The sequence below is a fragment of the Chromatiales bacterium genome, from assembly GCA_014762505.1.
Classification (GTDB): Bacteria; Pseudomonadota; Gammaproteobacteria; order SpSt-1174; family SpSt-1174; genus SpSt-1174.
In genome coordinates this window covers 1-7418 of sequence record JABURS010000022.1, presented here as the reverse complement: position 1 = coordinate 7418, position 7418 = coordinate 1, and the positions used below count along the sequence as shown (strand labels likewise).

The following is a 7418-nucleotide window of genomic DNA, read 5'->3' as shown; positions in this document are numbered from 1 at the left end:
GGCCAGATGCCAAGCTCGTCCCTCCACCCCGACAAGCCCTTTCTGGCCTGTCGGGGCACAACATACAAGCCGAGCCCCCTCGGCGATCTCCTCCCACGCCAGAACCTTATCGGCCAGAGGGCTGGCCTCCTACAGGATCGTGAGGCGTGAGGAGAGAGGTGGCAGGTGTAGGAGCGCCGAAAGGCGCGATCAGGGGTGGCACGTCAACCGAACATGGCCATCGCAGCTTCGCAGCTCCTACAGAAAGCCCTATGCATCGTAGGAGCGCCGTGTATGCCCTCTGGGTACAAGGCGCGATTAGGGGCGGCACTGCGCCCAGACATGGGCATCGCAGCTCGCACCCAGAGGGCATAAACGCAGCTCCTACAGAAAAACCCAGTGCGTCGTAGGAGCGCCGAAAGGCGCGATCAGGCTTGGCACTGCGCCCAAACATGGCCATCGCATAGGGCGGGCCATGCCCGCCGTGAGGAGTGAAGAGCGAGGAGATTGGCATCAGACGTAGGAGCCGAGCCCCCTCGGCGATCACCTTCCGCACCAGAACCCCATCGGCCAGAGGGCTGGCCTCCTACTCCCCCCCCCACCCATACTGCTCGAAGAACCGTGGCAGCATTTCCAGCATCTCCTCCCGGCTGAAGAACCGGTCGGCACGGGCCAGGCGCATTTCGTCCTGGATGTCTTCGTCGCCGCCGAAGCAGAACACCGGGACGTTGATCTGGAACTGGGTACGCAGGATGCGGATGATGTCCAGCGGGTCGAAGGCGTCGACCTCGTCGAGGTCGAGCAGGAGGAAGCGGTAGAGCAGCACCTCGTGCCAGTCGCCGAGGTCCTCGAGGTCGGTGAGGTTCACCTGCTCCCAGCCCTCGGGCGTGGCGGCGGCCAGCTGTTCACGCATGGCGGGGTCGGCCGTCATGGCGATGTACTTGCGTTGCAGGCGTCGTTCGATGGTGGGTTGGCTCATGTATCGCTCCTCGGGGCGGGTTCCTCCGCCAGCGGGATATCACGGGTCATCGTCAGCAGGCGCCGGGTGACGTGCCGGGCCTCGTCATCGCCCAGTCCGCTCTGCAGCAGCGCCTCTTCCAGGCGAAAGCCGTCCACGGGCTCGTCGACGCAGGCCTGCAGGTGGCCGGAGAGGCGCGCATCCTCTGCGGCGATACGCCGCACGCGCCCGTGGTCCACGGCCAGCCGGAGCGCCGGCTGCTCGTCCGCCTCCTCCAGCAGGTAGCGCCACTGGTTGATCTTGAGGCCGTGGCGCACATGCCGGGCCGTGCCGCCCGGCAGGGGCTCGGCCAGCTCGTCGCGGGCCTCGCGTATCGCCCGATGTTCCGCGGCCGTCAGCCCGTCGTCCACCGGCTCCCCGTCCAGTACCGGGGCGAAGGCCGCGCGCAGCACGGGCAGGAGTTCGGCATCCGCCGGCTCGGCGCCGGCACGGGCCCAGTCGCCCATGCCCTCGGCCAGCGCCTCGCCCAGCCACTGGCGAAAGCCCTCGCTGGGGCAACGCACCACCGCGGCAAAACCGGCGGCGTCGAAACGGCGCAGGATGCTGGTGGCGAACACCAGGCTGCCGCCGATGGTTGCCGCCCCCGAGCCCAGGATCTTGCGCCCACCGGCCCAGACGTCCTGTGCACCCACACGCCGGGCATCCAGGCCGAAGTGCCGGCAGGTTGCAACCAGGGGGGGCAGACAGGCATCGAACACGGCGGCCGGGCGTCCCGGATGCCGGCCCGGCGGGAAGATCACGCAGACCACCGTCTGCGCGGGGTCCACCCACACGCTGCCGCCGCCGAGGGGGCGCTGGACGACCGGCACGTCGCGGGCCGCACAGGCCGTGGTATCGAGATCGGCCGCCGCCGACTGGCTGGCACCGATGGAGACATGCGCCCGCGCGGGGCGCATGACGAGGACCAGGGGAGGACTGTCAGGCCCCTGGGCCTCGGCCACGCCCGTGTAGCAGGCGTGCAGGTCGAGCGGCTCCAGGGGATCGGGAAGCGCGATCCAGCGGGCGGTCACGGGTGGGTCAGGCGTCGCCTTCGTCCGTCTGCGACTGTTCGGCGGCCGGCTCCTCGCCCTTTTCGGGCTTGGGCTTGTAGAAGTGGCGGAAGTAGAAGTCGTTGCGGCGCAGCTCCTCGTACATCTTCGCCCGCTCTTCCACCCCCGCACGCAGGATCTCGATCAGGGCCTCGCCCTGCTGGGCGTCGACGATGTGCATCTGGCCGATCAGCTCCTGGTCGGTATCCAGAATGTGCTCGGCCAGACCATCGGGAAAATCGGCATACAGCAGGAAGGACTTGGTCTCCGGATCCTCCGGGTCCAGCGGCTGCATCACGATCTTGCCGAGCCAGGCCAGACGGGCGATCTGGTTGAACTGGTGAATATCGAACTTCTTGCCCTTCTTGTACTTGTTCAGCTCGTTGCGGATTTCGCCGAGGTTGGTGACCTTGATGGATTTCATATCGGGATGATTCCGGATTGCGTGTGTGCGGCCATTTTCCCCGAAGCCCCCTGAAAAAAAAACCCCGGCAGGGCCGGGGTTTACAGGTGTCCGTCGGTTGCCTGATTTACCAGGCCTTGATCTCGTACTCGCCGCCCACGGCCTCGGTGAGGGCCTTCTCGATGGCGTCGGGCGCCTTCATCAGCTTCATGAAGCTGTTGTCGCCCATCATCTTCAGGTCGGGGTAGTGCACGGCCATGCGGAAGCGCATGTGCAGGGCCTCCACGTCCTTGCCCCGCACCATCACCTCGTAAGGCATGTAGGCGGTACCCTTCAGCTCCTGGAAGTCCACGATGCCCATCTGGAACTGGTCATCCATGTTCTTGTCGCCGTTTGCCGGCACCTTCATGGCCACACCGAACACCGTCACCTGCTTGCCCGGAACATCGACACGGTAGATCTTGGTAATCCCCTGCTCGCCGGCTGCCAGGCCCTTCTCCACCGCGGCCACGGCCTCGGCATGGGAGGCATAGGACTCCAGCTTGTAGACGTCATCGAAGTATTCCATGCCGAAGGTGTAGTGATACTTGCGCAGATCCTTCGCGCTCTGGCCCTTGGCACCGAACTCCTCCTGCTTGCCCAGCGCGGCCTGCAGCTTCTGCGCCACCGGTGCCATCGAGGCACCCAGCTGGTAGGCATGCTCGATATACAGCGGGTTCGCGTAGCTCACCTGGATGTTGTCGCCCACCTTCGTCACGGAGACACGCTGCGCCACGGCGTAACCACCGCGCTCGGTCTGCGCCGCAATGCGCTTGAGCTCATCGCTGGTCACGGCGATCACATGGGCGTTCGCATACGGCGTGTATTCACCGACGATGGAAAAGCCCTGCTGCGTCAGCGCCGCCTTGGTTTCGTTGATCTTGCGGTCGAAATCACCGCTGCTCACAGAACCCAGCACGAAGGGCTTGAACGTATCCTGTGCATGGGCGGTAGCGAAGGTCATGCACAGCACGACGATCGCGGAAATCAGAGAAAATCGTTTCATTGCCAATTATCCTCGCACACCTAAAGGCTACAGCAACTATTGAAAGGGAAAGCGTATGAACAGAACCTGAAGAAAAAGGGCCATGCAAACCATGGCCCACCAGTTGTTTTTATTATTGGTTATTGTTGCTTTTATACTCCGCGTCCCCGCAGGGACCCCTCCCTTGATTCGATCACATCGCCATGAAAAAGGGAGGCCGGTGGGCCTCCCTTTTCAGGCTCGCTTAGAAGCGATAACCGAGGTTGACGCCGACGGAGCTCTGGTCCATCGAGATCTCGGTCCCAACCGGCGTACCACCCGGGAACATCGGATCGTTGGTGGAAGTCACCTTCATGGTCTCTTCCGGCACATACATAACATGGAAGCCAAGATCCCAGTGCTTATCGAGCTTGATGTCACCACCAAAGGTGTAATGTTGCTCGACCACGGCCGGCAGGATGAAGTTACGCTGCACATAATCATCTTGAATCGGGGCTTCTGCATAATTGAAACCGGCACGCAGATTGACCTTCTCGTTCACCGCCCACTGCACACCAATGGCATAGACGATCTGGTCTTCCCATTCAGGATCCATGGGGACTTCTACGCCACCAGGCCCTTCTACAGCAAGCTTACTCATGGTATCCGACCAGTCGATCCATTTCACGTCGGCCGAGACGGTCACCTTGTCGCTCACGTCATAGGCAAGGCCAGCAGACAACTGTTGCGGGTAATCCAGATCGAGGGTGTACTTGCCGGCCGGCAGGTTCACAACTGTCATGGGGTTATTCGGATCGAACGGGCCTGCTATATCACCCGCGGCCAGATTGTATTCCAGATCAGAAAACGACTGCTTGCTCTTGTAGCTGACCCCAAGAGTCAAATTTTCGCTTACATCATAGAGAGCGCCGAGTGTAACGCCGAACCCAAAGGCTGATGCGCCTTTGCTCAGGTCAAAGTTCTGAGCAACATTACCCCCACCATCCACTACACGCTGCTTGAACGACACAGACTGATAGTCGATGTTCAGCGACACGCCGAGATCCAGCTTGTCATTGACATTCCAAGCCAGGGCCGGGGCCATCTGCCAGAACTGAATGGCGCTGTAACCATCCCAAAGCATCCCGCCACCCATGGAGGTCTGCTCATAGTCGACGCCAAGGCCAGAGGTGCCGTACATGCCGCCCCCGAACCACATCTTTCCGGACTCACCGACTGGGCCTTTCCAGCCAAGTGCGGGAACGCCATAAAGCTCGACATCAGAGTCGACTTTATCCCCACCAGCAAAATCAGTGGAACGCTTCGGCATGAAGGCTTCCATGGAGAAGTCGGCACGGTCCTCGATGCGGGCGAGACCGGCCGGGTTGGTGATGGCGGTCATGGCGGACCCCGGCGCGGCGGTGACGGCGCCGGCCAGCGATTTCTGATAGGCACCGACGCCGATCAGCTGGTAACCGTTCGTGGCGTGGGCGGTGCCGGCAGCGGCAATCGCACCCATGACGGAAGCGGCAATAAGCGAACGCTTAAACATGCTCCTCATTCTTATATCCCTCCGGGCAATCGGTTTGTTTATTAGCAATTGTTAATATACAGCCAGTATTAGTAAGGTTTTGGCCGAGTCGAACAGTGACAAAAGCGAATGACATTGTCAAACGCTTTGAAACAAAAAAACCACATCCCGTTGGCTTCCTGCAACAGCTCTCAAACACTGTAAATACAGGCATTTCAGAGAAATCATTGGTACATTAGAAAAACATAATATTCTGACTATAACTTTACTCGGAAAACCGCTTTCAATTCGGGCGTCTTTGGAGGGTTGGAAGTTGCAAGTCGAAAGGCGTGAGGTGTTTAGACGGTAGGCGTAGGAGCCGAGCCCTCTCGGCGATCACCTCCGTGCCAACATCCTATCGGCCAGGGGGCTGGCCTCCTACAGGGTGAGGAGAGAGGAGAGAGGCGGTAGGTGAAGGAGCGCCGTTTATGCCCTCTGGGTGCAAGGCGCGATGTGGGACGGCACTTCGCCCAGGCATGGGCATCGCAGCTTTCGCAGCTCCTACAAAAAACTCCAAGGCATCGTAGGAGCGCTGCAAGGCGCGATCAGGCTTGGCACTGCGCCCGAGCATGGGCATCGCATAGGGCGGGCCATGCCCGCCGTGAACACCCCTGGGTGAGGGAACGAGGAAATAGGCGTCAGGCGTAGAAGCGCCGTTTATGCCCTCTGGGTGCAAGGCGCGATGCGGGACGGCACTTCGCCCAGGCATGGGCATCGCAGCTCGCGCAGCTCCTACAAAAACCCCAGTCCGTCGTAGGAGCGCCGAGAGGCGCGATCAGGGATGGCACGTCGCTCCATCATCGGCGACCCAGCTCAAGGACGCGGGGTTTGCATGTAGGAGACCAGCCCCCTGGCCGACAGGGGGTTCGGCATGGGGATCATCGCCGAGGGGGCTCGGCTCCTACGCGACTTGCTACTCGCGACTCATAACCCCCAGCACCTCCCCTGCCCAATCCACCGCCGCGAGCCAGGCTTCGGTGATCTGGGCCTGAGAGAGACCGGCAAACATGACCCGCGCCCAGTCGGCCTGTTCGTAGGCGCGCACGCAAGCCAGCGCCTGGCCATAGCGGCCTTTTTCTTCCAGCAAAGCCGCCTTGATCTCCGGGGTGAGCGGCAGGGGTTCGATGATGCCGGACAGGGTACGCTCCATCAGGACATCGAGGGCGGAGAAGAGCCCGACGGTGAAGTAATTCTCGCGGTCGGTGGCGCCAGCGGCGACACCCAGCAGCTCGCACATGCGCGCCCGGACCAGGGCCAGGCGCACGGCCTCGGCCGGCTGGTCGTCCATGGCGGTGAGCGCCAGCATCGAGGCCCAGCCGGTGAGCTTGCGCCGGCCGAGCAGCAGCACGGCACGCCCGACCGACTCGATCTGCCGGGACATCCCGAAGAAGGCGGAATTCATCAGCTTGAGCAGCTTGTAGCCGAGCGTCACGTCCCGGCTGATGGCCGCCTCGATGGCCGAGAGCTCGGCATCCGGGTCGTGCAGCACCGACAGCAGCTGCATGACAGCCAGCCGGTTGGTCGGCAGGGACTGCGAGCGCACCACGCGGGGACGGCTCAGGAAGTAACCCTGGTAGTAGTTGAAGCCGATGTCACGCAGGCAGTCGAACTCCTGCATGTTCTCCACCCCCTCGGCCAGCAGGGCCTTGCCGAAACGGCGCAGCTTGCGCACGTGACCCTTTAGATCGTCGGCGCGCAACGGGCCGGTGTCGATCTTGATGATATCCGCCAGGGCGAGCAGCGGCTTGAGGTGATCGGCATAGGTGAAGTCATCCAGCGCGATCACATAGCCCTTGCTGCGCAGGCGCTTGATGTTGTCGATGCGGACCGGCGTGAGGGCGAGATCGCGCGGCAGATCGAAGATCACGCGCCCGGGCACCAGCGGCAGCTCCTCCACCTGATCCAGCAGCCGGCCCGTGATATTGATGGCGGCCAGGCGCTCCCCGACCAGGCGGTCCAGCCCGATCTCGTTGAAGGCATTGATGATGACCTGGGACGTGGCCGCGTCCCCGTCCTGCACCGCCACCGCCCCCGCCCCGGTGCGAAACAGCAGCTCATAGGCATAAACGCCCAGCTGCTGGTTATAAATCGGCTGCCGGCCGATGAAGATATCCTGCATGCCCCGCCCGCACCCGCTGTATCCAGCGTTGTTATTGGTCATGAACGGCCTGGCGGCCGCCAGGAACGAGGATAATCAGATACTCGCGGGATTACTACCGGGGAGGAGTTACAAGTCGCGAGTCGCAGGTCGGGAGGCGGGAGGCCTGAGGCCTCGTAGGAGCGCCCGCAAGGCGCGATATGGGGTGGGCACTCCGCCGAAAGAAACATGGGCATCGCAGCTGGCGCAGCTTGTATGTTGTGCCCCGACAGGCCAGAAAGGGCTTGTCGGGGTGGAGGGACGAGCTTGGCATCTGGCC

General features: G+C 62.4%; 6 protein-coding genes. All 6 read right to left on the bottom strand.

Annotated features, from left to right (window positions below; translation table 11 throughout):
• Positions 1–565 precede the first annotated feature (565 nt).
• Positions 566–958: a hypothetical protein gene (locus HUJ28_02180; GenBank protein MBD3618267.1), complete on the bottom strand. Its 393-nt coding sequence runs from the start codon at positions 956–958 to the stop codon at positions 566–568.
• A complete protein-coding gene (locus HUJ28_02175) occupies positions 955–2007 on the bottom strand; it encodes a lipoate--protein ligase family protein (protein MBD3618266.1) in 1053 nt (350 codons plus the stop codon). Before HUJ28_02175 ends, HUJ28_02180 begins: the two co-directional genes overlap by 4 nt.
• Before the next feature lie 7 nt (positions 2008–2014).
• Positions 2015–2449, bottom strand: a complete 435-nt coding sequence (locus HUJ28_02170; protein MBD3618265.1) for a hypothetical protein — start codon at positions 2447–2449, stop codon at positions 2015–2017.
• Positions 2450–2555: 106 nt separating this feature from the next.
• Entirely contained in the window at positions 2556–3473 is a 918-nt protein-coding gene (locus HUJ28_02165; GenBank protein MBD3618264.1) for a hypothetical protein, read from the bottom strand.
• Positions 3474–3696: 223 nt separating this feature from the next.
• Complete coding sequence (locus tag HUJ28_02160; protein ID MBD3618263.1) at positions 3697–4992, bottom strand: TonB-dependent receptor; 1296 nt, start codon at positions 4990–4992, stop codon at positions 3697–3699.
• A gap of 922 nt (positions 4993–5914) precedes the next feature.
• On the bottom strand, positions 5915–7120 hold the full coding sequence (locus tag HUJ28_02155) for an HDOD domain-containing protein (protein ID MBD3618262.1): 1206 nt from the start codon (positions 7118–7120) through the stop codon (positions 5915–5917).
• Positions 7121–7418: the final 298 nt, after the last annotated feature.

Bases quoted from the DNA above. Each gene is read 5' to 3' on its own strand.
- HUJ28_02165 (MBD3618264.1), bottom strand. From the start codon at position 3,473: ATGAAACGATTTTCTCTGATTTCCGCGATCGTCGTGCTGTGCATGACC.
- HUJ28_02155 (MBD3618262.1), bottom strand. From the start codon at position 7,120: ATGCAGGATATCTTCATCGGCCGGCAGCCGATTTATAACCAGCAGCTG.
- HUJ28_02160 (MBD3618263.1), bottom strand. From the start codon at position 4,992: ATGAGGAGCATGTTTAAGCGTTCGCTTATTGCCGCTTCCGTCATGGGT.
- HUJ28_02170 (MBD3618265.1), bottom strand. From the start codon at position 2,449: ATGAAATCCATCAAGGTCACCAACCTCGGCGAAATCCGCAACGAGCTG.
- HUJ28_02180 (MBD3618267.1), bottom strand. From the start codon at position 958: ATGAGCCAACCCACCATCGAACGACGCCTGCAACGCAAGTACATCGCC.